Genomic DNA, 25,747 nt, shown 5'->3' with positions numbered 1-25,747 from the left:
CCAGCCACTCTCTTTTTCATGCCCCGCCTCCCGCGCTTGGGCACCGACAAAGGAGAAATAGGACATGGCTTCCAAGGCAATTGCATTGCGCACACCGCTCAACCTGGCACTTGCGTTCGGACTTCTCGCCGCGACCGCGGCACTTTCAGTAGCCCCCACTTTCGCCGCCGACTGCCCGGCCGGTCAGGCTGCCACGACCGACATACAAGAGCATCCCAGTAAGCCGGTCGGCGTGACCGATACCGTTCTTTCGGCGATCGATCTCAGTCCGAAGGGCGAAGCCTGGAAGGGCAACATGCTGCGTCTGCGCAAGCTCGTCGTTCAGCCGGGTGGCGTTGTGCCGTGGCATGAGCACACGGTTCGTCCCGCCAACATCATCGTCGTCGAAGGCTCGATCACGGAATACGCCAGCACCTGCAAGGTCGGCATCGAGCATCCGGCTGGCGACGTGACCGCCGAGTTCGGTCAGCTCGCCCACTGGTGGAAGAACAACGGCAAGGTTCCGGCGGTTCTCTATTCGGCCGACATCCTGCCGCCTGCGATGCACAACGACCACATGATGTGAGCCGCTCGCGCGGCCAGCAGATCCCAGCAGCAGCAACCAAACAGCGCGTCCTCGGGCGATCGCCTGGGGACGCGTGGCCACGGAGCCTGTCATGACGACCAGTGAACAGACCGAACAGACGCGGCTCCGCATCGTTGCCGCAGACGGCTGGCGCTTCGGCATCATTGCGGTGATCGCATTTCTAACGCTTGTCGACCTCTTTGCCACCCAGGCCATCCTGCCTGCGTTGGTGACAAGGTTCGGCGTCAGCCGCGCGACCATGGGATTTGCCGTCAACGCCAGCACGTTCGGCATGGCGCTGGCCGGAGTGGCGGTCGCGCTTTTCGGTCAGGGACTCGATCGCCGCAACGGCATCTGGATGAGCCTGGTGGCACTGGCTGTCCCGACGACCTTGTTGTCGCAGACGGACAGCATCGTCATCTTCGCGCTGCTTCGCGTGGTGCAAGGCCTGTGCATGTCGACAGCTTTCACGCTGACGATGGCTTATCTCGCCGAACATTTCTCGTCGCGGCAAGCAACAGGCGCGCTCGCCGCCTATGTGACCGGCAACGTGGCGAGCAACTTCTTCGGCCGGCTTATGTCCGCCGCCGTCGCCGACACGTTCGGCATCTCCACCAATTTCCTCACATTCGCCGCCCTCAACCTGATCGGCGCGGCGCTTGTCTGGGCGACGCTGCAAAAGACCTCCGGAATGATGCGCGCGAGCGCCAATGGCGGCCATCCACGCAGCGCCTGGAAAGGCCCCTTGATGAGCTCCGAACTGCGCGCCTGTTTCGGCATCGGCTTCCTCATTCTGTTCGTCTTCATCGGCACCTTCACCTATGTGAACTTCCAGCTTGTTGCGCCGCCACTGTCGCTGACGCAGATGGCCTTGGGTGCGGTCTATTTCGTCTTCCTGCCGTCGATGCTGACGACCCCGCTCGCCGGCCGTGTCGCGTCGGCTCTCGGTCCGCGTGCCGGGGTCGGCGCGACGCTCGGGCTGGCGAGCGTCGGTCTGCTGCTGTTGCTCGCGCCCAGCCTTCCCATCTTCCTTGCGGGAATGGCACTGGTCGCCATCGGCACCTTCCTGGCGCAGGCGATAGCCACCGGACATGTGAGCAGAACGGCATCGCGCGACCGCGCCGCGGCAAGCGGGATCTATCTCGCATCCTACTACGCGGGCGGCCTCGCCGGCAGCTTCGTCATCGGCCAGGTCTACGACCGGATCGGCTGGACGGCATGCGTAGCCGCGCTGATTGCGGTTCTCGCAGTAGCGATCACGGTCGCTCGGAAACTGAAAACGCCAACAGCATGACGAATGGGAAGCGATCCGCCTCCGGCCGGATCGTGCAGAAAACTCAATTCACCAAGTCCAACCCAGCAACCCACGGAGACTGAGATGCGTATCTACCTGAAAACCATGATTGCCGGTGCCGCCATGCTGATGACGGTCATCCTCCCTGCTGCCGCTTCGGACGGCGTCGTCACGGTGAAGAGCGATTATTCCGTCGCCGAGACCGTCGCCCGCATCAAGAAGGACGTCCTCAAGAAGGGCCTCATGTTCTTCGGCGTGATCGACCAGGCAAAGCTCGGCAACAAAGCCGGCAACGATGTCAAGCCGTCACGGCTCGTGATGTTCGGCAATCCGGCGCTCGGCACGACTTTCATCACCTCAAATCCCGAGGCCGGCCTGGACTGGCCGGTGCGCGTGCTGGTCTACCAGACCGGAGATGGCACGGTCTACGCCGCCTATAGCGATTTCGACTGGATTGCGAAGCGGCACGGCATCACCGACCGCCAAGCGCAGTTCAAGATGGCGACCGAGGTGATCCAGTCCGTCACCTCCTCGATCAGGAAAAACTGATCGGCGCGATGCGTTGGAAATCCTAGATCCTCGAGGCTGCCTGTATCGCGCCGCGCAATCACTCGGCGGCGGACAACGCCTTTGCCCGCTCGCCGAACCATTTCTTCTGGGTCGCTTCGCGGACCAGGGCGCCGACCGCCGGCGAATGCTTGCGGCCGCGCACGGTTACGAGATTGACGTCGCGCCAGAATTCCGGCTCGGTGATCGGCAAGGCGACAACGCCCGGATGCTTGGCGGTATGTGCGGGCATGAATCCGAAACCGAGTCCGGCGGCGATCATTGCAAGCGTCCAGTCGTCGCGGTCGCTCCAATAGACGGGACTGACGGTGACGCCCTGCTCGGCGAGGATAGCATCCGCGTAGCCGGCAAATTCGCAATTGTTGCGGTGAATGTAGCTTTCATTGCTCATGTCTTTCACTCGCACAACCGGCCGACTGGCCAGACGATGAGCCAGGTGGACCGCCATCACCATCTGCTCGCGAAACAGCGGCAGGGAGTGCACTTCCTCATCGGGCACGTCGGAAGGCAATGCATAGATGGCGGCCTCGAGATCGCCTTCGAGCAGCCTTCGCCGGAGGCTCACGGCGTCTGAATCGCAAAGGTGAAGCTCCACGCCGGGATGATGCGAACGGACGGCCGCGATCAGCTCGATAATTTCGTCCGGAGCGATCGTGCTCATGATGCCAAGTCTGAGCGGCATCCTTTTCAAATTCACATACTGCTCGGCAATCTGCTTTGCCTGGCGGGAGTTCTCGAACACGCCCTCGAGATACATCTCCACCATGCGGCCGAGCTCGGTGAGATGGGTGAAGCGGCGCTCGCGATGGAAAAGCGCCCCGCCGAACTCGTCCTCCAGCAGCTTGATTGCGCGCGACAGCGCCGGCTGCGTGACGTTGCACTGCTCGGCCGCCCTGGTGAAATTCAGTTCCTTGGCAACCGCCAAGAAATATCTGACCTGGCTGATCTCCACTGCACGCTTCCCCTGGGACATGCATGCCGCACGACCCGCGTTGCCGGGCGATCTTACTAGCTGCCCTTAGGTCAAACAACCCGGCCTGCAAGGCTGCATCGTGGCCGCGCCGGTCAGACCGCCAGCTATCGAATCCATGTCTCAACGGCATTTCCGCGGCTTCGGGAGGCTCGCCATACTGATTGCGAACGGTGGCTTGCCATCCGTCGTTCGCAACCGGTGGCGTGCCCACTGCGGCCACAGCTTCGACAGAAGGAAACGATGATGCTTACAGGAAAGACGGCTCTCATCACAGGCTCGACCAGCGGTATCGGGCAAGGCATCGCCGAAGCTTTTGCCGCCAAGGGCTGCAATGTCGTTCTGAATGGCTTTGGCGATGCCGCCGAGATCGAACTGCTCCGCTCGAGGCTCGCTGCCGTCCACGGAGTGACCGTCCGCTATGACAGCGCCGACATGAGCAAGGGCGAGGCGATCACCGCGATGATGGACAAAGCCATCGCCGAGTTCGGCGCGGTCGACATCCTGGTCAACAACGCCGGCATTCAGCACGTGGCGCCCATCGACGATTTCCCGATCGAGAAATGGGAGGCAGTCGTGGCGATCGATCTCATCTCGTCCTTCTACACGATCCGGCGCGCTCTGCAGACGATGAAGGCGCGCAAATGGGGCCGCATCATCAATGTCGCGTCCGCCCACGCCCTCGTCGCCTCGCCATACAAGTCCGCCTATGTCGCGGCCAAGCACGGCATGGCCGGCCTCACCAAGACGGTCGCGCTCGAAGTCGCCGAACAGGGCATAACGGTCAATGCCGTTTGTCCCGGCTACGTTCTTACCCCGCTGGTCGAAAAACAGATACCGGACACGGCCAAGGCCCGGGGGATCAGCGAGCAGCAGGTGATCAAGGACGTGCTGCTGGCTGCCCAGCCGACCAAGCAGTTCGTGACCGTGGAGCAGGTTGCCGCGCTCTGCCTCTTCCTGGCGTCGGACGACGCGGCCTCGATCACCGGCGCCATCATGCCGATCGAGGGCGGCTGGACCGCCCATTAAATCCGGCAAGGAGGAATGAAAGCGCCATGAACAAGATCAACCGAAATCCCTCGCCGTCGGAACCTGTGCCGGAGGCTGGCCCTGTGGCCAATGGTTCGATCAAGCGCCAGACAGTGTTGGTGCTGCAGGGGGGCGGCGCCCTCGGAGCCTATCAGGCCGGTGTCTACCAGGCACTTTCCGAAGGCGGGATCGAGCCGGACTGGGTCATAGGAACGTCGATCGGCGCCATCAACGCGGCGCTGATCGCCGGAAACGAGCCGGGCAATCGGCTGCCCAAACTCCACGAATTCTGGGACGGCGTCACTCGAAGCAGCCCACTCGACGAGTTTTTCCGCATGATGGTTCCGAGCAACATCTTCGCCAATATGGGCACGGTGATGCGCGGGATACCCGGCTTCTTCGAACCGAACCCGAGCGCCATGTTCGGGGTGAATCGCGAAGTCGGCGTGGAAAATGCCTCCTACTACACCACCGACCCGCTCAAGAGGACACTGAACGATCTTATCGACTTCGAGTGTTTGAACCGGAAACAGACGCGGCTGACGGTCGGCGCCGTAAACGTCAACACCAGCGAACTCAAATACTTCGACAGCAGCCAGATGCCGCTGTCGGCGGCGCACATCATGGCATCGGGTGCCCTGCCGCCAGCCTTTCCGGCGGTCTGCATCGACGGCGAGCCTTACTGGGACGGCGGCATCTATTCCAATACCCCGATCGAGGTGGTGCTCGACGCGCGGCCGCGGCGCGATGCGCTGATCTTCGCGGTCAATATGTGGCAGCCCCGCGGCACCGAGCCGAAATCGATCTGGCAGGTCATGGGGCGGCAGAAGGATCTTCAATATGCCAGCCGTGGCAGGAGCCACGTCGCCCGCCAGGAGCAACTGCATCGGCTTCGCCATGTCGTGCGCGAAATGGGCAAGCTGGTCCCGGAGGAGCGACGCGACGATCCGATGTTCAAGGAACTCGCCTCCTATGGCTGCCCCTCGGTCATGCACCTGGTTCGGCTGCTTTCGCCGCGTCTCGACGGCGAGGACCACACCAAGGACATCGATTTCACCCGCGCCGGCATCCGCACCCGCTGGCAGGCGGGATACGAGCACGGGCAGCGCGTGCTCACGGAAAAGCCGTGGGAATGCGAAGTCGACATGCTGCAAGGCATCGTGATCCACGAATCCCAAGAGTGAACGGTTCCGGAGAAGGAACGGAGAATTCCGATGCAGATCATAACTCCGGGCATGCGGCTCATTCCGGAAGCGGTGCTTGCCGACAATGCAGCGCTCTTCCGCACGATCCACGAGACACCTTCGCACCGCGACAGATCACTGCATCGCGTGGTCATCGTCGGTGGCGGCGCGGGCGGGCTGGAGCTGGCGACCCGCCTTGGCCGCAAGTTCGGCAAAGGGCGGCTTTCCGTCACGCTGGTCGACCGCAGCCGCACCCATATCTGGAAGCCGCTGCTGCATGAGGTAGCATCCGGTGCGCTGAGCGCGTCGCACGACGCGGTCGAATACATCGCCCATGCCAGCCGACACGGCTATCGATACCGTATCGGCGAGGTGGTCGGCATCGACCGAGCAAAGCGCCAGATCTTCGTCGCGCCCAGCTTCGATGAAGACGGCAGGCAGATCATCCCGCCACGCGTTCTGGGCTACGACACGCTGGTCATGGCCGTCGGCAGCGTCAGCAACGATTTCGGCACGCCGGGCGCCGCGCGCCATGCCATCTCACTCGACACGGCGGAACAGGCCGCCCGGTTCAACAGGCGCATGATAGACGCTTGCCTGCGCGCGAACGCGCAACATGAGCAGCTTTCACCAGGCCAGCTCCATTGCGTCATCGTCGGCGCCGGCGCCACCGGCGTCGAGCTGGCCGCGGAACTGCACAAATCGATGCGGGAAATTGCATCGCACAATCTCGACAACATCGATTTCGAAAGGTTGATCCGCATCACTATCGTCGAGGCCGGACCGCGCATCCTGCCGGCTCTTCCGGAGCACATGGCGCGCGCCTCGGCACGCCTGCTCATCAAGCTAGGGGTGCAGATCCGCTGCGGCATCAAGGTCACCGAAGTAACTGAGGATGGTATCCGGCTCGGCGAGAAGCTTTTTGTGCCGGCCGAATTGGTGGTCTGGGCCGCCGGGATCAAGGCGCCGGATTTCCTCAAAAATTTCGATGGTCTCGAGACCGACCGCATCAACCGCCTGATCGTCGACGAGACCTTGCGTGCCGTCGGAGATGAGCATGTGTTTGCGATCGGAGATTGCGCGAGCTGCATGCCGTCAGGCGAGGACAATGCACTGCCGCCGCGTGCCCAGACAGCTCATCAACAAGCCGACCATTTGGTGAAGGTGGTTGCCGCGCGCCTCGCGGGGCGGGATTTGCCGGCATTCCGCTACCGCGACTATGGCTCCCTCGTCTCGCTCGCCGACTACGGTGCCTTCGGCAACCTGATTGGCGGACTGAAGATCGAGGGCCTGCTTGCGCGGCTTGTCTATCGCTCGCTGCACAAGATGCATCTCAGAACGGTGCACGGCCTTGCACAGACGGTGCTGGCTTCGATCGGCGAGATGATCGTCAGGCGTGCCAGACCCCGGATCAAGCTTCACTAGCAGGGTGGAGGCGGCGCGATGGAAAAGTACGATGTTGTGATCCTGGGCGGCGGCAATGCCGGAATGGGCGTCACGGTCGCGACGCGCGCCGCCGGCCTCTCCGTCGCTGTGGTCGAGGCGCGCGATCTCGGCGGCACCTGCCCCAATCGCGGCTGCACGCCGAAGAAGGTGCTGGTCGCGGCGGCCCATGCGCTCGACGAGATTAAAAGGGCCGGCAGTCATGCCATCAAGATCGATTCGGCGAGGCTCGATTGGCGAGCCTTGATTGAACGGGAAAAAGACATCATCAGGGACATCCCGTCGAGGCTGTCCGGGTTGATGGCCGAGCGCGGGGTCGATGTCATCTCCGGCGAGGCCGCATTCATCGGCAGCAACGCTATCCGTGTCGATGGCCGTGAGCTCGAGGCCAGGAACATCGTCATCGCAACCGGCTCGAAGCCGCGTCCGCTGCCGATCCCGGGCGCCGAGCATCTGACGACTTCCGATGATGTTCTGAGCGATCCAGTGCTGCCGCGCGCCGTGGTGTTCATCGGCGGCGGCGTCATCGCCTTCGAGCTAGGGCATGTCTATGCGCGCGCCGGCGTCGACGTCACCATCCTCGAGGCGCTGCCGCAACTGCTCGCAGGCTTTGACGCGGATGCCGTTGCTCAGCTCCGCGGCGAGAGCGAGCGTCTAGGCATCAGCATCCACACCAAGGCCTGGGTTAAGAGGATCGACAAGGCCGGCGGACGGCTGCGGGTGAGCTTCGCCAAGGACGGCATCGATTCCCTGGTGTACGCGGATCGCGTCGTCAACTGCGCCGGACGTGTGGCCAATGTCGAGGGTCTCGATCTTGGTGCGGGCGTCGTCGTGCATCGGGAAGGCCGAATCGAAATCGACGGTCACCTGCGCTCGCGCTCCAATCCCGATGTCTATGTCTGCGGCGACGCGGTGTGGAACTCGCCGCAGCTTTCGCCGGTGGCGACCTATGAAGGTGGCATCGTCGGCCGCAACATCGTCGACGGGCCGAGGCATCGGCCCGAGTACAGTCATATCCCGGCCTCGCTCTACAGCATTCCGGCCATGGCAAGCGTCGGACTGACCGAAGCCAAGGCAAGAGAAATGGGCCTTCGCGTCAAGGTCCACGTGAACGACATGCAAGGCTGGCTCTCCGCAAGGACCTATGCCGAGGCGGTCGCATGGTCGAAGATCATCATCGAGGAGCCGACGGACCGGATCGTTGGAGCGCACCTCGTGGGCCATGCCGGCGAGGAGCTGATTCACATCTTCGCGCTTGCCATGAAACACGGCATTCCCGCACAAGGGCTGTCCGAGATGGTCTACGGGTTCCCAACTTTTTCGGCGGACATCAGGAATATGATGTAACGCGCCGATCCGGGCGGCGAATAGAACATGAACCTGGCATGCATTGATGCACGTGGGGCATCGAAACCATGCAGGAAAAGCATGGTAAATGCCGAGGGGCTTCGGTGATAGGCTGCGGGCGACATGTGAAAGTGCAGAAATGGCAGCCGACGACCAGGCAATGACATTCGAGCAGTCCGTTCAGGCAGCCATCGAACTTGATGCGCCTCTCAATGAACGGCTGGCGGTAGTTGCCGTGGCGGTCCGGCGCCTGAATTCCGAATTCGCGGACGCGGTAGACAGGCTCGTGGATCGCCTCGAGAAACAAGGAGCCGGTGCCATGGCTCCGGCCGCCGGGGAGCCCATGCCCGGTTTCCTGCTGCCCGATGACGAGGGCAAGCTTGTCAGCCTGGCAGAGATCCTTGCAAAGGGCCCAGCCGTTGTCACCTTCCAGCGCGGGCATTGGTGTCCCTACTGCCGCTTGAACGCCATCGGCATTGTCGAGGTGCAGCGCCAGATCGCGGAACTGGGCGGCCAGGTGGTCGTGATCATGCCGGAGCGGCGCAAATTCGCCAAAGCGATGAAGGCCGCGGTCGGCGCGCAGTTTCCGTTCCTGATCGACATGGATAACGGCTATGCCCTGTCCCTCAACCTTGCGATCTGGGTCGGAGCCGAGATGGAGCGGCTGATGGGGGTTGGTTTTGATCTGCCGAGCTACCAGGGGAACAGCAGCTGGTTTTTGCCGATACCCGCAACCTTCATCATCGGGACGGACGGGATCATCACGGATCGCTTCGTCGATCCGGACTACCGCCGGCGGATGGACATTGACGAGCTGATCGCGGCGCTCAGGCGGGCTCGCTGACGCCAAAGGACGACCAGTCGGCCGATCTCAACAGGTTGAGCAACGTTGTCGCCACAGGCGAGCGCTGCCTGCCGGCAACCGCATAGACGGAGACGATCCGCGAAATGTCCAGATCGCGAAGCTTGAGGCGGCGGGTGTTCGGGGATCGCGGTGCCGTAAGCGAGACAAAGCCGATGCCGGCGTTGGCTTCAAGTAACGCAAGAAGGTCTTGGTCGGTCTCGACTTCATGCGCAGTTCGAGGCGAATAGCCTTTTGCGGAAAGGCACCGCGACAGCTCCTCGCTCGTCTCCCAGTCGATCCGACTGAGCACAGGTTCCGCCGCAAGCTGAGCCAACGCGACATCGGCTTCATTGCGCCGAGCCAGCGGGTGATCGGAATTGACGGCGAGTTCGATCCCTTCTTGAAACAGCGGCCACACGTCCAGGCGATCCCAAGCCTGTCCGAGCGGTCCGGCAATTGCCAGTTCGACTTCGCCGCTTTTCAACGCCTCGATCACAGCAGCTGGCGAAGCACGATTGATCTTGAGGTGGACGCCGGGATAAGCCCGAAAAAGCTCCGTGAAGATGGAGACCAGCAGCGCGATATTGACGCTGTTCGAAATCGTTACATTGAGTGGCGCGACATCGCTGCTCTGCACTGCCTTGGCAAGTGATTTGGCCGAAGTAGCCGCGTCGTAGCACTGTTGCAACAGCGGCAGCATGCGCCGACCAAGTTCGGTCAGGTGCGAGTGCTGGCGCTCGCGCCGAAGGAGCTCCCCGCCCAGTTCCTCCTCAAGCGTCTTGATGGCTCGGGTCAGTGCGGGCTGGGTGACGTTGCATTCTTCGGCCGCTCTGGTGAAGTTCAGCGTATTCGACAGGGCCAGGAAATAGCGGACCTGCTGCATCTCCATGAATTTCCGCCCCCTCAGCGAAAATGGTTTATCAGCGATTATGCATGTTCTTAGGCTAGCGCAATCGGGCGGTTTCGGCAAAGCGGGGCAACGCAATGGCGACGAAGGCGCGAACAGGGCACGTCGGCAGAGCTATCGCGTCAGCTAGCAGCAAGAAGTCGCTCACCGATATGTTCGAACCGAATGTCCGCTTCCGCCATGCGGACGCCGAAAGCCGCCTGACCACTTGCGGCCCCCAACCAGCCGCGCTCATACCCTTGGTCAACATACATTCATCGACCCTTGGTGGGACAAGACAGAGACACCGATCGTATTGAAAACTAGTCTCATTATGATCCTTAGGTTCAAGGCCGAACACAGGATCAATCTTTCCCGGCGTCACCGCAATCGGGAAACCAGCTGAGGCGTTCCTGCGGGCGGCGATGTCGGGGAGCTCCAGGAACTTGCGTCGGCAATGGCTCCAACAGAGCGCCGCAAAATGGCCGTCAATACGCCATCTCAAAGGATTCGCCCGCGACAATATTCTGTAAGAGCCGCGTCACGGCGGGGGAGCCGCCGCGCGATGCAATCCACCTGCTAACCCGGCAGGCAGCTTTCGCGTATAGGTTGGTCGATGCCGCACTTTCAATCCAGGCGCTTCGCGTCGTCGGCAGCGCGCCATCCGGTTCCACCAGGCAACGATCGGGCGATGATTTTGGCCTCAAGTAGCGGCCGTCATCCGAAACGAGGACCGCAACGCCCTCATCAAACCATTGCGGCACGTCACGACGAAAAGTCTTGATCAGTCCGATACGGGTATGAAGTTCGATGTGCGACATCTCGTGTGATGCAATGGTGGCGGTCATTCCTTCGGGCGAGAGAAATAGCGCGAGATTGAGGAGCGCCATGCCGTGCGATTTGCCTCCGCCGATCTTGCGGTAGCAATCATCATCGCCGCAGACGAAGATCTCGGGATCACTTCCCGTCGTCCCGTAGAATTGGCGAAGCCAATCGCGAGCCATGGCGATCGTCTGGAGCACTGCTGCCTGCTGCTGAGCAGCCATCCCATCCTCGGCATAGACTTGACCAGAGGGCTTTTTGAACCCCAGGCAGCTCGGGCACGCTATCGCGGCTGCCATCGGATATGCGGCCGCGAGGCCGGCGGTTGTCGTCGCAATCAGAAGGATTGCGAGTGCCGTTGCTTTCACTAGCCTTGACACCAAGTTCCTTCCAGTCCCGCGCGGGTATGAGCTTCTACAGCGGCTTTTGCGACGACGCCGGGTGACGAGCAATCACGAAGCTCAGAGCATCGTTTGATTGTTGAAGGACAGCTCTTAGCCGAGCAGGCGCCCGGTGGGCCGGTCTGGGGCGACATAACCATTGAGCGAAATGGAGATGTAGAGCCGACGACAGGTTTTGAGGCATGTGAAAGCCGAGAGCGCTAGGACCCGGCCGCATCGCCGACGCCGGACGAAACTGCGTTCAATTGAGAACGCGCGAGCAGATAGAAAGCGGTGAGGTGTGAGATCATCTGCAATGGCATGTAGATGATCAGGAACGCGTATAGGGCGCCGAGTTCGCCTGCGACTGCAGGAAGGTTGACCTGGACCGCGTGGTAGAAGTCGACGGCAATGTCCGCCACCCCTACAAGGTTGAAGGCGAGCACAAGCAGCCAAAACAGCGGACGTATCCGGACCGCGAGCAGCGCCAGTATGGCCAGTACCCCTGGCGCAAAGTTGCCGTAGGCGGCGAACATCGCGAAGCCAACAGGCAGATTGGGGCCGACGACGCCGGGAAGGAGAAAGGCAAGGCCGAAGAAGCGGAAGCTGTGCAGGGCCGCAATAGCCCGTTGCACATTGAAGTGATCCATCGCGTTGAGCCTTGGCCAGATGTGAGCGCCAAAGAAAAGTAGCCACGGAACACAACCCAGGACGAGATGGGTTAGGAACACGATTTGCGAAGACATGTGAGCTCCTGGGAGGTGGTTTCGTCCGGCAAGCTGTCGCGGCCTCAAATGTCGCGCCCGGTGGCCGAGCCACCTTCCTCGACTAAAGACTCCGAAGGAAGTCGATCATGGCGGCATTTACCTGCGGCGCACGTTCCTGCTGGGTCCAATGGCCACAGCCCGGCAGCATGATCGCCGGCCGGAGCTTGGGAACCATTGCCGACTGCTTGGCAATGATCGGTTGAAACACTTCGACGATGATGTCGTGATCGCCCGCAATGTAGAGCGCCGGAACAGTTACCACCGCCTGGCTAAACGCGGCCATGAGTTCCCAACTGCGATCGATGTTGCGCCACCAGTTCAGCGGCCCGCGGAATCCGCTGCGCGTGAATGCCTCGACATAGACATCGATGTCGGACTCCGTGATCCAGGAAGGCAACGACACCGGATTGGTTAGGAAATCCCCGTTGCGGGGCACCATCCCGGCGACAAATCCTCCGGCCTCTGCCGGCGGCGGGCTGTCGCCCGAGAGGGAGTAGAACATAGAACGGAACGTGCGACGCAGATCCTGCCCAAGCGCTGCCTCGGCCTCCGCGGTCTGGAAGTAGAGCTGATAAAACACGGCGTCCTTGGTGCGCGGCATGAGCGTCGTCGGCGGCCCCGGCTCGCCAAACCCACGCGAGCGGAACGGCGGGCTGGATGCGATGACAGCGCGGAAGCGGTCGGGGCGCAGAAGCGCCGTTTGCCAGGCTATCGCGGCGCCGATGTCGTGGCCGGCGATCACCGCTTGTTTGGCGTTCAAAGCGTCGACGAGACTCACCATGTCGCCGATGTTATGGAGGATCGTATATTTCTCCACCTCCGCCGGGCGGTCGCTTCGCCCGTAACCGCGCAAGTCGGGCGCCACCGCACGGAACCCAGCCTTCGCCAGCGCGCCAAGCTGATGCCGCCAGGAATACCAGCATTCCGGAAAGCCGTGACACAAGATGATGAGCGGACCTTCTCCCTGCTCGGCTACGTGCAACCGGATGCCGTTCGTTTCGATCATGCGATGCGTAACCTCGGGCATCGCCGAATCCACCCAGGACTCCAGCTCCGGGCCACTTCCGCCGGGTTGAGCGGCAGCGGCTTTGAGCGGCTCCGCGAAAGCGGCGCCGACGCTAAGCGCGGCCCCCGCCCAGAGGACGTCGCGTCGGGAAAATGTCGCGTCTGGCATTGTCTTTCTCTTTCTCTACGGAGCGTCGCGCATCTGGGGCCTCGATGGCGCACCCAGGGCTCCCGAATTGCGGTGCGAGGCCAGATATGGCCAGATCTACCGCTGCCCCCCGCGATCGACTATCAGCGATAACGTCGATGGGTTATGAAGCATATCTTCACAATCGGCAGGACGCGCTCGGGGACGCGAAGGGCATCGAACGCCTAAAGCGCGACGCGATCTTTCAGGTTCGCTCCATGCGCTTTAGGTCGGATTACGGGTGGGCGAACCTCCGCGCATCGCTTTGATTTTGTTGACTGGTGGGCTGTTGCGAGCCCGCCCTCAGGGAGGCGTGGCCGGTGAGCAACAGCCTCCGCTGTGTCGTCTATTCCGCAGCGTGGATAACATCATAATAGTCAACGGCCGTGTCGGCGCCTGGAGTTGCGCCACTCCTCGTATTCCCCGCGGGCATCGTCATGCAGCGGGTAGTAGCGTTGCAGCGGCGCGCCTTGCATCAGTTTCTCTCGGGAGAACTCCTCCCAATCGTGATGCTTTTGTGCTTCTTCGATGACCTTCGGGGCCATTGCGACGGGGAGCACAACCACCCCGTCGTCGTCGGCGACGATGATGTCGCCGGGGATGACCGTGACGCCGCCGCAGGCAATCGGAACGTTGACGGCGTTGGGATAGATGCTGGTCTGCACATGATAGTTCGGCGTCCAGCCGCGCAGCCATAGCGGCAGATCGAGCTTCTCGACATTGGGTCGGTCGCGCATGCAGCCGTCGATGACGATGCCGGCACCGCCTCTGCCCTTGAAATAGGTCGACATCATATCGCCGAAGACGCCAGAGCTCATGTCGCCGCGCGCGTCGACCACGACTACGTCGCCCTGCTGCGCGTGATAGAGCACGTGCCGGTGCAGTTGGGTCTCCGGATTGGCATATTCTCCCTCGGTGAAGAGATCCGGCCGCTGCGGCAGGAACTGCAGCGTCAGCGCCGGCCCGACGATCGACTTCCCATGGTTCTGCGCCACCGGGCCGACCATGTGCGGGTTGCGAAAACCCATATGGCCGAGCGTGCCGGCAACCGTCGCGGCGCCGATTTCCTTCAGTGCGTCGATCAGCTCTTTGGGCGGACGCGTGATGTCGGGAGGATGCGTCATTGTGGACTCCAGATGATAAGGAACTACCAGTTCGTGACGGAACCATCGCGGCGCTTGAGGTGAGGCGCTTCCCAAAAACGGAAACTCTGGGCTTGGATGGCCTCTTCGTTGACGTCAACGCCGAGCCCTGGCAGCTCACTTACCGGATAGTCGGGGCCATCGAGGCGTGGCTGCACGGGGAAGAGCTCGGAATCGTCGAAGCCCAGCTTTCTTTCGGGTGCTCTCGTCTCGAGCCACGCGAAGTTCGGCACCGCGGCGGCGAGATGCATGGTCGCGGCGGTACAGACCGGACCAAGGGGATTGTGCGGCATCAGGTCCACATAATGCGCCTCGCTCCAGCCAGCGACCTTCATCGCTTCGGTGAGCCCGCCGACATTGCAGACATCGAGCCGGTTGAATTGATGGATGCCGCGCTCGATGTAGGGCAGGAACTGCCATTTGTTGGCAAATTCCTCGCCGATGGCAAAGGGGATCCCGGTCATCGTGCGCAGGGATTCGTAGGCCGCCGGCGTCTCGTCCCGAATTGGCTCCTCGAGGAAATCAAGCACGCCGCGGTCGAGCTTGTTGCAGAAGCTCGCCGCCTCGGCCACCGACAGCCGATGATGATAGTCGATGCCGAGCACGACGTCGTCGCCAAGCGCCTCGCGCGCCCTGTTCAGCATTCTCGCGGTTGCGCCTATCGACTCGCGGGGCTCGAAGATGTCCCTGCTGCCTTGCCCGACCGGGAAGAAGCGGATCGCCTGCCAACCTTGGGCCCGCAGTTCGCGGGCCCGTTCGATGGCAACATCGCCCTCGGCCTCGTCTCCGGTCGAGGCGAAGGTGGGGATGCGATCGCGCTGCTTGCCGCCGAGCAACTCGTAGACCGGCACCCCCAGCGCCTTGCCCTTGATGTCGTGAAGGGCAATGTCGATGGCGGAAATCGCTGCCTGCAGAACACGCCCGCCTTCGAAGTACTGGCTGCGATAAGCCTCTTGCCAGATCCGGCCTATCTGCATCGGGTCGCGGCCGATGAGAAATTCGCGATAGTGCTCGAGAGCGCCGGCCACGGCTCTTTCGCGACCGCTCAGGCCGCTCTCGCCCCAACCGAAGATGCCCTGGTCGGTCTCGACCTTGACGAGCATCTGGTTACGCGTTCCCACCCACATTGGATAGGGCCTGATCGCGGTGATCTTAAGCTTGGTAGTCATTCACGCCACGGTCCACGCGCATTCGCCCTGTCTCAGTTGGCCTCGAGGGCCGTCTGCGTCTCGCCGTCGAACAGGTGCATGCGCTCCTGGTCGAACTCGAGCCAGATCTGTTCGTCAGGTGTAACGGCGATGTTGGGTGACACGCTGATATTGACGATGGCGCCGGAGAGGAAAGCCTGCACGAAGGTGACGTCTCCGGTTGGCTCCACCGTATAAGCCTTGGCGGGGATGGCGCCGGTCACCGCGCTGTTGTGCAGCTTGATCGTCGAATGGCGTGCACCGAGCACGATCTTCTTGGTGCTCGCTCGCAGGACCTTGCGCGCGTTGGGTTGCGAGAGCACAAGGCTCCAGCCCTCGGCGCTCGTCAGAACGGTCTCGCCGTTTGCCGTGGATGCCTCTAGCGGAATAAGGCTCATCGCCGGACTGCCCACGAAGCTTGCGACGAACATGTTGGCGGGATGGGCGAAAACCTGCGCCGGCGAGTCGTATTGCTGCAGATAGCCGCCGTTCATCACGGCCATCCTGTCTGCCATGGTCACGGCCTCGAGTTGGTCGTGCGTCACATAGATGATCGTCGCCTTCAGGTCCTGATGGAACCGCTTGATCTCGGACCGCATCTGCACGCGCAGCTTCGCGTCGAGATTGGAGAGCGGTTCGTCCATCAGGAATACCGCCGGATCTCGAACGAGGGCGCGGCCGAGCGCCACGCGCTGCTGCTGCCCGCCCGAAAGTTCGCGCGGCTTGCGCTCGAGCAGCTGCGTCATGTCGAGCACGCGCGCCGCTTCCCTGACCTTCTTGTCGATCTCATCCCTGGGCAGCTTGCGCATCTGCAGCGGGAAGGCGAGGTTCATATAGACCGACTTTTGCGGATAGAGCGCGTAGTTCTGGAACACCATTGCGATGTCCCGGTCCTTGGGGTCGAGGTCGTTGACCACCCGGTCGCCGATAATGATGTCGCCCGATGTGATCGGGGTCAGGCCCGCGACGAGATTGAGCGTGGTCGTCTTGCCGCAGCCTGACGGGCCGACGAGCGCAACGAACTCACCGTCATTGACCGTCAGTGAAACCTCGTTGACGGCTTTGAAGCTGCCGTAGGTCTTGACGAGATCTTTGAGGACCACGTGGGCCATCGGCAGCTCCTAGTGCTTGACCGCGCCTTCCGTAAGGGCGCGTACGAAGTATCGTTGCAGGACGAGGAACAGCACTACGACGGGCACGCTCATCATGAAGCTGGCCGCCATCAGGCCCGGAAAGTCCGTCGTGTTTTCCGAGAAGAAGCGCTGGATGCCGACCGGCAGTGTCAACTGTTCGTTCTTGGAAAGGAAGGTGTAGGCGTAGATGTACTCGTTCCACGCGCCGATGAAGGAATAGATCGCCGTGGCGATGATTCCCGGCGTCGAGAGCGGCATCACGATCATGACGAAGGCCTGGAACCGCGTCGCCCCGTCGATGCGAGCCGCCTGCTCGAGCTGCACCGGGATGTTGTCGTAGAAGCCCTTGAGCAGCCAGATCGCCAGCGGCAGGCCGAAGGTCAGGTACGTGAGAATGAGCGATCCATGCGTGTTCACCAGTCCGATGGCGCGCATCAGGACGAAGAGCGGCACGAGAAAGATCACCGCCGGGAACATGTTGCGCAGCAAGACGGCGAAGAACAGAAAATTCCGGCCCGGGAAGGTGAAGCGCGAAAACGCGTAGGCCGCAGGGACAGCTACGATGACCGAAAGGATGGTCGTGGCGGTCGAGACGAAAAGGCTGTTCCAGAAGAAGCGGAGGAAGTCCTGGCCGACGCTGTTCTGCGGATCGAGCAGTTTTTGATAGCTGGCAAGGGTAGGCTGGTCAGGCCACCATTGCGGCGGGAATTGCATCGCCGCGAAGCCGGACTTGATCGAGGTGAGCAGCATCCAGATCATCGGCAACGCGGTGTAGAGCAGCATGAACACCAGGAAGATGCGCCCGCCCCACCGCCATCCATCGATGCGCACGCGGCGGCGGGTCTGGCCTCGAGAGGCTGTCGCGGTAATCGTGCTCATGCGCTCCCATCCTTCCGCTCGTTGCCGCTCAGCGCTCGGACGTAGAAGTAGCCCAGCGTCATCAGGATGAGGAACAAAAGCACCGAATAGGCCGATGCCACCCCCCAGCGCTGGCGGCCGAAGGCAAGCTCATAGATGTGGGTGATCCAGATATGCGATGCGTTCGACGGCCCGCCGCCGGTCATGATCCATGGGATGATGAAGGAATTGAAGTTGGCCACTGCGAGCAGCAGGATCGTCACCGTCGAGACGTTCCTCAAATGCGGGAAGGTGACGTGCCAGAAGCGCTGCCATGCATTGGCCCCGTCGACTTTCGCGGCGCGCAGCAACTGATCGGGGACCGTCTGCAGGCCGGCCATCAGCATGATCATGGCAAACGGAAACTCGCGCCAGATATTGACCACGATCAGCGAGGGCAGCACCGTGCTGACGCTGTCGATGAAGTTCGGCGGCCGGTCGGCCCACCCGAGGCCGACCAGGATCGCGCCGATGATTCCAAAGTCCGAATGGTAGATCCACTTCCAGATGTAGGAGGCGGCGACCGCGCTGATGACCCAGGGGATGATCAGGATAGCGCGCAGGACACCACGGCCGATAAAGTCGCGGTGGAGCGCCAGCGCGGCGGCAAACCCCAGGACAAAGGAGAAGAAGGTGGAGACAAATGTCCAGATCAGGGTGTTCAAGGTGACTTGCCAGAACACCTGACTGGTCAAGATGGCCGTGTAGTTGTTGAAGCCGACGAAGATCTTGTCGCGAAGCTGCAGGCCAGGCGGCGTGTTGAAGAACGAAAGCTCGATCGTGTAGTAGATCGGATAGGCGATGACGACGAGCATCACGGCGATCGCCGGAAGAACGTAAGCGTAGTCGGCGCGATGCTCCCACACCTCCCGGAGCACGCCGGACCTGTCGGATTGCAATTTTCGGCGAGCCTCAGCCTTGCCGGTCACGATCGTCACTGTGGCGTGCCCTTGTTCTTCGGGAAGAACCGGCTGCGCTCCGGCGCAGCCGATCGGATCGTCGGTCAGGCCTGGGCTAGAGCCCGTCTCCCATCAGGTCTTTGACCTTCTTGGCCGCGTCGTCCGCTGCCTGGTCGACGGTCATCGCTCCGGTCAGGGCATTCTGCAGCATGTCCGGGACGATGATGTTCATGATCTCGGGCGACTGCGGCAACGCTGGGAATGGGATGCCGTATGGCAGCATCGAGGTCGTGACATCAAGGAACTTGATGTTGTCCAAACGTTCCTTCATCCATTTGGTCTTGAAACCGTTGAGGTTGCCCGGGTTCGAGCCGGCGTAGGCCATCTTCAGCGACCATTCCGGGCTCGTCCACATGCAGATGATAGCTTTTGCCGCCGGCTCGTCCACCTTGCCGCCCTCGACATATTCGGGCTTCAGGATGTGAATGTTCGAGCCGCCGAATACCACTGCCCGCTTGCCGTCGGGGCCTGTCGGAATCAGGCCGTAGCGCATGTTGTCGATGACGGTCTGCGCCTTGTCCTTGTCGGCGCCGGTCGCCTTCTTCTGCAGGTCGAGCATGACGTTGTAGTCGGACGGGTGCGAGATCATCATGCCGAGTTGGCCGGCCAGGAACAGAGGCTGGTTGTCGGCCTGCTGGTTGGTGAGTGCCGAAACCGGAACCGATTTGTCGCGAACATACATGTCGTAGGAGGCTTGCAGCGCCGCCTTGCTCTGCGGGCTGTCGAGCTCGATCTTCTTATAGGTCGGGTTTGCCGTTGCTTCGTCGAAGACGCCGCCGCCATAGGCCCATAGCTGCGGCATGAAGCGGTAGGGCGTATTGCCGGCGTTCTTGCGAGCCACGAGGCCGTACCCGGCAATGCCGAGCTTGTCGTGGATCTGCTTGGAATACTTGACCACGTCGTCCCAGGTTGCCGGAGGCTTGTCGGGATCCAGGCCCGCGCGCTTGAAGATGTCGGCGTTCCAGATGAACGCCATCGTTTCGTTGTTGGTTGGAATGCCGTAGGTCACGCCGTCCCAGGTTACCGCCTTCATGGCGCCTGGCCAGAAGTCCTCGGTCGAATACCCCACATCCTCGGGCTTGAGCGGCTGCAGATACCCCTTTGAGGCGAACTCGGTGCCGCCCAGAATTTGCAGGCGGACCGCCATCGGCGCGGCATTGCCGAGCAGCGCCGTGCGGAACTTGTCAAGAAGGTCATTATAGGTGAGGGCTTGTTCCTCGAGCTGGATGTTCGGGTAGGTCTTGCGGAAGGTCTCGAAGAAGTTCTTGTAGTACTGGCGCAGAAGATCGGGGTCACCCTCGAACACGCCCTGATACCAGAAAGTCAGTCGCCCCTTGTAGTCGAGCGGGGTGACTTTGGCGCAATCGGCCGCCGTGTCAAAATCCTGCGTGCCCGCAATCGAGCGCACATATTCCGGCGACCACTTGTTCAGGTCGACCGGCGGCGCACCCAGCGCCGGTGCGGACATCAACGATGCCATTAAAGTAGTGGAAACGGTGCCACGCAGGACGGCACCGCCGAGTGTAATCCTCGCCATAGGTATCCTCCTGGTTCTCTCCCACGCCGCTTTGCTTCGAGGCAAGCGGTCCTTGCTCGTTCGACCGCAGGACACCGTTTTGTGTATCCCATCGGCTGGCTTGTACGTTTTCAGATCGTGAATTGTCTGTCAACGAGCTGGATCGTACATTGTTTATCGAAACTTTGCGTGATAATCGAATAGAGTGTGTATTAGCCTAGGGGAGCGGGCCTTGGCCGAACCAAGCGATTTTAAAGCCGAGCCACCAGCGGGGATTGACCCCATAGGGGCCTCCAGCGAGGGTGCCTCGCTCTATGAACTGATCAGGGAAGACATCATCGAGGGACGGCTGGCCGCCAACGAACGGCTCGTGGTCAGCGATCTCGCCCGGCGTCACGGCACTTCGACCAACCCCGTGCGCGAGGCCCTGCAGCTGTTGCGCGGCGAGGGCTTTGTCACCTTTGCCCCCAACCGCGGGGCGCGCGTCCGACCCATAGATCAGGATTTTGTCCGTGATATCTACGAGATCGGCGTTCTGATCGAGCCGGCCCTGACGCGATGGTTTGTGAATATGGCCACCGTCGAGGACATCGCCGAACTCGAACGTATCCAGGACCTGATCGAAGAGAACAACTTTGCCGACACATTTAGGCACAGCGAGCTGGATACAGCCTTTCACACGGTGATGTATCAGCGACACTACAACCGACATGCCGCCGAGCTGTGGTGGAAGCATCGGGAAGTGCTGCGTGCCGTGAGCCGGCGTTTCGATTTCACACTCGCACGACGTGCCGCGATCCTTCGCGAGCACCGCGAGCTCATCGCGCTCGTAAAGGCGGGAGATGCCGACAAGGCGGCCGAACTCGTTGCCCGCCACGTCGAGGGCTCCGGCCGGCATATCCTCGAACACATGCGTGCGCGCAACGCCGCGCGGGCCGGATAGGATATCCGGTCCCGAACATCGTCAAGCTGGCCATTCGATAAGGTAGTTCAGATGAAAATCACGAGCGTTCGGCCGTGGCTGATCAAGTCCGGTGCTTCTTACTGGGGAGAGTACCTGTTCGTCGAAGTGACGACTGACGAGGGGGTGAGTGGCTGGGGAGAAATCACCACCACGACAAAGCTGGCGAACCGCGCGCTCTGCACGATCCTGCGCCAGATCGGTACCGCCGTGGCGGGCGAGGATCCGGCGCGCATCGAGCATCTTTGGCACAAGATCTTCCGCAGCTTCACCTACATGGGCAGTCGCGGCGCCGCCGTCGAATGCGTGAGCGCCATCGACATAGCACTCTGGGACATCCGCGGCAAAGTCCTCGGCAAGCCGATCTACGAATTGCTGGGCGGACCCGTGCGCGATGAGATCGCCCTCTACACCCACCCGAACCAGGCCAAATTCACCAGCACGGAGGCAGTGGTCCGCGAAATTCAGGACATCGTCCAGTCCGGACATACCGCGCTCAAGTTCGATCCTTTCCCCCATCAGGGCCGCACCGCCGATGGCCTGTCGCGCGAGCAACGGGACGGCTACCTCGACGGCAGCATGACCCGCAAGGACGAGCGCGAGGCGGCCGAGCTAACGGCTCTGATCCGCGAAACGGCCGGCCCTGATGTCGATATCCTCATCGATGCGCATGGCCGCTTCGATGTTCCCACCGCCATTCGCCTCTGTCGGAGCCTCGAGGAAGCCGGCCAGATCGACTGGTTCGAGGAGCCTTGTCCGCCCGAGAGCCTCAACGCCCTCAAGCAGGTGCGTGAGAAGGTGAGTGCCGCTATCTCGTGGGGCGAGCGCGGCCACACGAAGTGGGATTTCGTGCCGGTGCTCGAGAACAAGCTCGCCGACTACATCATGCCGGACGTCACCTGGACAGGAGGCATCACCGAGCTCAAGAAGATTTCCGCCCTTTGCGAAGCCTACTACATCCCGGTCTCGCCGCATGACGCCGCGGGTCCAATCAATGTGGTTGCGGGAGCGCAAGTGATGATGACGGTTCCCAACTTCTACAAGCTCGAAACCTCGGAGTGGAACCTGAGCAAATACGATCATCTCATCGACAGACCGCTCGACGTTTCGAACGGCAGCCTCAGGCTGACGTCGAAACCCGGTCTCGGTGTCGAAATGAACCGCGACTACCTTCAGGCCCATGAGATTGAGCTGAACTAACAACGCTCAGTGGCCGTTCGGAGCTATGGGTCCCCGCCGACGAGAATGAGGATAAGTCATGCCAAAGATGGACGAGGCCGACGAGGCCCTCGATCGGGTGAACACGAATTCCAAGCCGTCCGACCTTCGCATCACCGACATGCGGGTAGCCGAGATCGTCGGCGCGCCGTTTACTTCGGCGCTGCTCAAGATTTACACCAACCAGGGCATCGTCGGGCTTGGCGAGGTACGCGACGGCGCCAGCGCCACCTATGCGCTGATGCTGAAGAGCCGGCTGCTTGGCGAGAACCCCTGCGATGTCGACCGCCTGTTCCGCCGCATCAAGCAATTCGGCGGGCACGGCCGCCAAGGCGGCGGCGTCTCGGCGGTTGAGATCGCGCTCTGGGATCTCGCCGGCAAGGCGTATGGCGTGCCTATCTACCAAATGCTCGGCGGCAAGTTTCGCGACAAGGTGCGCATCTATTGCGATACCGATGCGGAGAAGCCGAGCGGCACCGAAACCGGCAGGCGCCTCAAGGAGCGCATGGAGCGCGGTTTCACTTTCTTGAAGATGGATCTGGGCTTGATGCAGATCGCCCATGTCCCGGGCGCCGTGGTCGCACCTGCCGGCGCGCTTGAGAGGTTTCACGCCAATCCGCGCGGCCGTGGCGGCACGCTCGAGGAGCGCAAGGCCCGCAATCTCGCCTACGATACGCAGAACGTGCAGCACCCGTTCACGGGCCTGCATTTCACCGAGAAGGGGATAGACCTGCTCGAGCAGTATATCCACGAGGTGCGCGAGGTCATCGGATACGAGATCCCGCTGGCCATTGACCATGTCGGCCACATTTCGCTGCAGGACGGCATACGCCTGTCGCGCCGCATCGAGAAATACGTGCCAGCCTGGCTCGAGGACGTGATCCCATGGCAATATACCGAGCAGTATCGGCAGCTGCAGGACGCCACCACGGTGCCGATCTGCACGGGCGAGGACATCTATCTCAAGGAGGCCTTCGAGCCTCTGCTCAAGAGCAGCGGCGTCTCCGTTATCCATCCGGACCTGCTCACCAGCGGCGGCATCCTTGAGACCAAGAAGATCGGCGACATGGCGCAGGATCACGGCGTCGCCATGGCCATCCATATGGCTGAAAGTCCAATCGCTGCGATGGCCGCGGCGCATGTCGCGACCGCGACCGAAAACTTCATGGCGCTCGAATACCACTCCGCCGATGTCGAGTGGTGGGACGACATCGTCACAGGTATTCCCAAGCCGCTGGTCAAGGACGGCTTTATCACTGTTCCGGACAAGCCGGGCCTGGGTATCGACGATGTCGTCGACGAGGTCATCTCGCAGCATCTGCAGCCGGGTGTCACCGGCATCTGGCAGCCCACGGATTACTGGGACAACGAATATTCCTGGGACCGCACCTGGAGCTGAAGCGAAGAGAACCGAAGATGAAGATCACCGACCTCCGCTGCGCCGTCATCGGCAAGCACCCGATCGTGCGCATCGTGACCGACGAGGGTCTCTATGGCCTCGGCGAAGTCGAGTTCACCAAGACCTACCTCAAGCCTTGGGTGCTGCATTTCCGCGACGCGCTGATCGGCGAGGACCCGACCGACGTCGAGCGGGTGATGCTGAAGATCCGCCAACGCGGCTCTTTCAAGCCCTATGGCGCGGCGGTAAGCGCCATCGAGCATGCCCTGTGGGACATAGCCGGCAAGGCCGCGGGCGCGTCGGTCTACAAGCTGCTCGGCGGCAAGGTGCGCGACAAGGTGCGCGTCTATAACGGCTCGATCCGCCGGAAGCGCACGGGCGATCGGCCGGAGGATTACGCCGCCGACGTCAAATGGATGATGGAGCAGCCGCAGAACTTCTTCATGATCAAGCAGGGAATCTCGTTCCACTCTAACATGAAGGACTCCATCGAGGGCTTCCATTACGGCGTGACGCAGAAGAAGGCCGGCTATCACGGTGCCATGGATCAGGGGGTGATCAGTGAGCGCGGTTTCAATCACATGCTCGACTGTGTGATTGCGATGAAGGAAGTGCTAGGCGACAAGGTCAGCCTGGCGCTCGACTGCGGCCCGGGCTGGATGCTGCCCGATGCGATCAAGTTCGCCCGCGCGGTCGAGAAATACAATTTGATGTGGCTCGAGGACTTGCTCACCGGCGACTACGTGCCGTGGGTCAATCCGCAGGCCTACAGGGAGCTGACCACCTCCACCTCGACGCCGATCCATACCGGTGAGCAGATCTACCTGCGGCACAATTTCAAGGAGCTGATCGAGACGCAGGCGGTGCGCGTCATCGGCCCCGATCCAGCCGATGTCGGTGGCATTGCCGAACTCAAATGGGTCGCCGAGCACGCCTACATGCACTCGATCCTGATGGCACCGCACGGAACCGCGAACGGCCTGCTCGGCCTCGGTGCGCTTATCAATGTCTGCGCCACCTTGCCCGCCAATTACATCGCCTTCGAGTACCCCAGCGCCTCCGACCCCTGGTGGGAGGACCTCGTGATCGGTCTGCCGACACAGATCGTGAAGGACAGCATGGTGGACCTGCTGGAAGCGCCGGGGCTAGGCCTCGATATAGACGCCGAAGCAGCTAAGAAATATCTCAGGGACGAGGATGCGGGCTTCTTTGACTGAGCCTCCTTCGTTCGGCGCCATGCTCCACGCGGCCAAGGCATTAGCCTGCGAACGACCATCCCACGACCCTGCAATCAGGGTGCCCTAAAAGTGTCGTCAGGCTTTCCGCCCCTTAAAGTTGCCGGTCTGCTCTCAAAGCAGCAATCGGCCGAGGCTGGAGAGAGTGGCACGGTTCAAAGCTTGCCCTATCGGTCAGGAGGTGTTGCGGCGAAGGGAAAGGAGTCGCTAGGACATACGCTGGAATTCCCTCCAGGTTTGAATCATTTCTTACTTTCGTCACTAGGTTCGCCAGACCATACGAGAGAATGCGAAGGGAATGGGTTGGCGAACCACCCGCTAACCTCTTGATTTCCGGTAGAAAACGACGACTCCGGGCCCACCATTGTCGTTATTTATCAATGCTTTATAGGGCGGTTCGCCAATAGGTTCGCCAAGCATCGGCTTGCACGTGACCAGGCGTACGACTCGATCCATCCCCTGGACCGCCAGCCGAACCTGCGACGCCTCTCGCGAATAAAGCTCCGCATTATCGATGTCGTCGTGACCGGGTCGGCCCTCTAAAGCAGCAGGCAATCAACCGTCCAAAAGAAGTCTTGGCACATTGTGCCAAGACTTAAAGAAGGTGCTTTTGTGGCGCCCCGGGGGAATGGGTGGTGTCCCTAGAACAGGCCTTCGATCTGGCCCTCTTCGTTGAGGAAGATCTTTTCCGAGGAGGGCGCCTTGGGCAGGCCGGGCATGGTCATGATCTCGCCGCAGATGATGACGACGAAGCCGGCGCCGGCCGCAAGCCTGACCTCGCGCACCGGCACGGTGTGGCCGGTCGGCGCG

The 25,747-nt window shown here is 61.7% G+C and carries 24 protein-coding genes and 1 pseudogene; 12 read left to right on the top strand and 13 right to left on the bottom strand.

All coding sequences use genetic code 11. The annotated features are described in order from the left end of the window. The first annotated feature begins 64 nt into the window (after positions 1 to 64). From RFN28_RS26155 to RFN28_RS26145, 3 genes are all read left to right on the top strand, one after another. The gene (locus RFN28_RS26155; protein ID WP_320290069.1) at positions 65 to 565 is read left to right on the top strand and encodes a cupin domain-containing protein; all 501 of its coding nucleotides are present in this window, start codon (positions 65 to 67) and stop codon (positions 563 to 565) included. A gap of 91 nt (positions 566 to 656) precedes the next feature. Next, the gene (locus RFN28_RS26150) at positions 657 to 1,859 is read left to right on the top strand and encodes an MFS transporter (protein WP_320290068.1); all 1,203 of its coding nucleotides are present in this window, start codon (positions 657 to 659) and stop codon (positions 1,857 to 1,859) included. 84 nt (positions 1,860 to 1,943) lie between these two features. Next, on the top strand, positions 1,944 to 2,408 hold the full coding sequence (locus RFN28_RS26145; protein WP_430678897.1) for a DUF302 domain-containing protein: 465 nt from the start codon (positions 1,944 to 1,946) through the stop codon (positions 2,406 to 2,408). A gap of 58 nt (positions 2,409 to 2,466) precedes the next feature. On the opposite strand, the gene RFN28_RS26140 is transcribed toward RFN28_RS26145, so the two are convergent. Further along, entirely contained in the window at positions 2,467 to 3,378 is a 912-nt protein-coding gene (locus tag RFN28_RS26140; protein WP_320290067.1) for a LysR family transcriptional regulator, read from the bottom strand. A gap of 264 nt (positions 3,379 to 3,642) precedes the next feature. On the opposite strand from RFN28_RS26140, the gene RFN28_RS26135 reads away from it, so the two are divergent. The 5 genes from RFN28_RS26135 to RFN28_RS26115 all read left to right on the top strand — a co-directional run bounded on the left by RFN28_RS26135 (position 3,643) and on the right by RFN28_RS26115 (position 9,243). Further along, positions 3,643 to 4,425 carry a 3-hydroxybutyrate dehydrogenase gene (locus RFN28_RS26135; protein WP_320290104.1) on the top strand — a complete coding sequence of 261 codons (783 nt, stop codon included), beginning with the start codon at positions 3,643 to 3,645 and terminating at the stop codon, positions 4,423 to 4,425. Positions 4,426 to 4,451: 26 nt separating this feature from the next. After that, complete coding sequence (locus RFN28_RS26130) at positions 4,452 to 5,609, top strand: patatin-like phospholipase family protein (RefSeq protein WP_320290066.1); 1,158 nt, start codon at positions 4,452 to 4,454, stop codon at positions 5,607 to 5,609. A gap of 30 nt (positions 5,610 to 5,639) precedes the next feature. Further along, on the top strand, positions 5,640 to 7,034 hold the full coding sequence (locus tag RFN28_RS26125; RefSeq protein ID WP_320290065.1) for an NAD(P)/FAD-dependent oxidoreductase: 1,395 nt from the start codon (positions 5,640 to 5,642) through the stop codon (positions 7,032 to 7,034). An 18-nt stretch (positions 7,035 to 7,052) separates the two neighbouring features. Next, on the top strand, positions 7,053 to 8,399 hold the full coding sequence (locus RFN28_RS26120) for a dihydrolipoyl dehydrogenase family protein (RefSeq protein ID WP_320290064.1): 1,347 nt from the start codon (positions 7,053 to 7,055) through the stop codon (positions 8,397 to 8,399). 139 nt (positions 8,400 to 8,538) lie between these two features. Beyond that, the gene (locus RFN28_RS26115) at positions 8,539 to 9,243 is read left to right on the top strand and encodes a peroxiredoxin-like family protein (protein ID WP_320290063.1); all 705 of its coding nucleotides are present in this window, start codon (positions 8,539 to 8,541) and stop codon (positions 9,241 to 9,243) included. On the opposite strand, the gene RFN28_RS26110 is transcribed toward RFN28_RS26115, so the two are convergent. The 10 genes from RFN28_RS26110 to RFN28_RS26065 all read right to left on the bottom strand — a co-directional run bounded on the left by RFN28_RS26110 (position 9,227) and on the right by RFN28_RS26065 (position 20,145). Beyond that, positions 9,227 to 10,132, bottom strand: coding sequence for a LysR family transcriptional regulator (locus tag RFN28_RS26110; RefSeq protein WP_320290062.1), 906 nt, complete (start codon positions 10,130 to 10,132; stop codon positions 9,227 to 9,229). The two genes, RFN28_RS26115 and RFN28_RS26110, sit on opposite strands and share 17 nt — an antisense overlap. A gap of 485 nt (positions 10,133 to 10,617) precedes the next feature. Further along, positions 10,618 to 11,175 (bottom strand): hypothetical protein, encoded by a 558-nt coding sequence (locus RFN28_RS26105; protein WP_320290061.1) that lies wholly within the window; start codon positions 11,173 to 11,175, stop codon positions 10,618 to 10,620. 377 nt (positions 11,176 to 11,552) lie between these two features. Then, positions 11,553 to 12,077, bottom strand: coding sequence for a DUF8737 domain-containing protein (locus tag RFN28_RS26100; protein ID WP_320290060.1), 525 nt, complete (start codon positions 12,075 to 12,077; stop codon positions 11,553 to 11,555). Positions 12,078 to 12,159: 82 nt separating this feature from the next. Continuing rightward, positions 12,160 to 13,272: an alpha/beta fold hydrolase gene (locus RFN28_RS26095; RefSeq protein WP_320290059.1), complete on the bottom strand. Its 1,113-nt coding sequence runs from the start codon at positions 13,270 to 13,272 to the stop codon at positions 12,160 to 12,162. Positions 13,273 to 13,667: 395 nt separating this feature from the next. Next, entirely contained in the window at positions 13,668 to 14,414 is a 747-nt protein-coding gene (locus RFN28_RS26090; protein ID WP_320290058.1) for a ribonuclease activity regulator RraA, read from the bottom strand. Positions 14,415 to 14,437: 23 nt separating this feature from the next. Beyond that, the gene (locus tag RFN28_RS26085; protein WP_320290057.1) at positions 14,438 to 15,601 is read right to left on the bottom strand and encodes a mandelate racemase/muconate lactonizing enzyme family protein; all 1,164 of its coding nucleotides are present in this window, start codon (positions 15,599 to 15,601) and stop codon (positions 14,438 to 14,440) included. Between the two features lie 32 nt (positions 15,602 to 15,633). Further along, entirely contained in the window at positions 15,634 to 16,731 is a 1,098-nt protein-coding gene (locus RFN28_RS26080) for an ABC transporter ATP-binding protein (RefSeq protein ID WP_320290056.1), read from the bottom strand. 9 nt (positions 16,732 to 16,740) lie between these two features. Further along, positions 16,741 to 17,631: a carbohydrate ABC transporter permease gene (locus RFN28_RS26075; RefSeq protein WP_320290055.1), complete on the bottom strand. Its 891-nt coding sequence runs from the start codon at positions 17,629 to 17,631 to the stop codon at positions 16,741 to 16,743. Continuing rightward, positions 17,628 to 18,587 (bottom strand): carbohydrate ABC transporter permease, encoded by a 960-nt coding sequence (locus tag RFN28_RS26070; RefSeq protein ID WP_320290054.1) that lies wholly within the window; start codon positions 18,585 to 18,587, stop codon positions 17,628 to 17,630. The genes RFN28_RS26075 and RFN28_RS26070 overlap by 4 nt, the downstream gene beginning before the upstream one ends. 76 nt (positions 18,588 to 18,663) lie before the next feature. Next, positions 18,664 to 20,145 carry an ABC transporter substrate-binding protein gene (locus RFN28_RS26065; protein WP_320290053.1) on the bottom strand — a complete coding sequence of 494 codons (1,482 nt, stop codon included), beginning with the start codon at positions 20,143 to 20,145 and terminating at the stop codon, positions 18,664 to 18,666. Between the two features lie 211 nt (positions 20,146 to 20,356). On the opposite strand from RFN28_RS26065, the gene RFN28_RS26060 reads away from it, so the two are divergent. The 4 genes from RFN28_RS26060 to RFN28_RS26045 are packed head-to-tail and all read left to right on the top strand — an operon-like array spanning position 20,357 to position 24,919. Beyond that, positions 20,357 to 21,067, top strand: a complete 711-nt coding sequence (locus tag RFN28_RS26060; protein WP_320290052.1) for a GntR family transcriptional regulator — start codon at positions 20,357 to 20,359, stop codon at positions 21,065 to 21,067. A 51-nt stretch (positions 21,068 to 21,118) separates the two neighbouring features. Beyond that, the gene (locus RFN28_RS26055) at positions 21,119 to 22,285 is read left to right on the top strand and encodes a mandelate racemase/muconate lactonizing enzyme family protein (protein ID WP_320290051.1); all 1,167 of its coding nucleotides are present in this window, start codon (positions 21,119 to 21,121) and stop codon (positions 22,283 to 22,285) included. A gap of 58 nt (positions 22,286 to 22,343) precedes the next feature. Further along, positions 22,344 to 23,702, top strand: a complete 1,359-nt coding sequence (locus RFN28_RS26050) for a mandelate racemase/muconate lactonizing enzyme family protein (RefSeq protein WP_320290050.1) — start codon at positions 22,344 to 22,346, stop codon at positions 23,700 to 23,702. Between the two features lie 17 nt (positions 23,703 to 23,719). After that, positions 23,720 to 24,919, top strand: coding sequence for a mandelate racemase/muconate lactonizing enzyme family protein (locus RFN28_RS26045; protein ID WP_320290049.1), 1,200 nt, complete (start codon positions 23,720 to 23,722; stop codon positions 24,917 to 24,919). A gap of 453 nt (positions 24,920 to 25,372) precedes the next feature. Here RFN28_RS26045 and RFN28_RS26040 read toward each other — a convergent pair. Together RFN28_RS26040 and RFN28_RS26035 are read right to left on the bottom strand one after the other, a co-directional pair. Further along, positions 25,373 to 25,465: pseudogene (locus tag RFN28_RS26040) on the bottom strand (tyrosine-type recombinase/integrase); the annotation flags it as partial. A 113-nt stretch (positions 25,466 to 25,578) separates the two neighbouring features. Then, positions 25,579 to 25,747, bottom strand: a 169-nt coding sequence (locus RFN28_RS26035) for a formate--tetrahydrofolate ligase (RefSeq protein ID WP_320290103.1), incomplete at its 5' end; no start/stop codon positions are given.

Origin of the sequence: Mesorhizobium album, from assembly GCF_033977205.1 — a bacterium.
GTDB classification, from domain to species: domain Bacteria; phylum Pseudomonadota; class Alphaproteobacteria; order Rhizobiales; family Rhizobiaceae; genus Mesorhizobium; species Mesorhizobium album.
The sequence above is the reverse complement of the archived record's forward strand: the minus strand, read 5'-3'. Positions and strand labels throughout refer to the sequence as shown.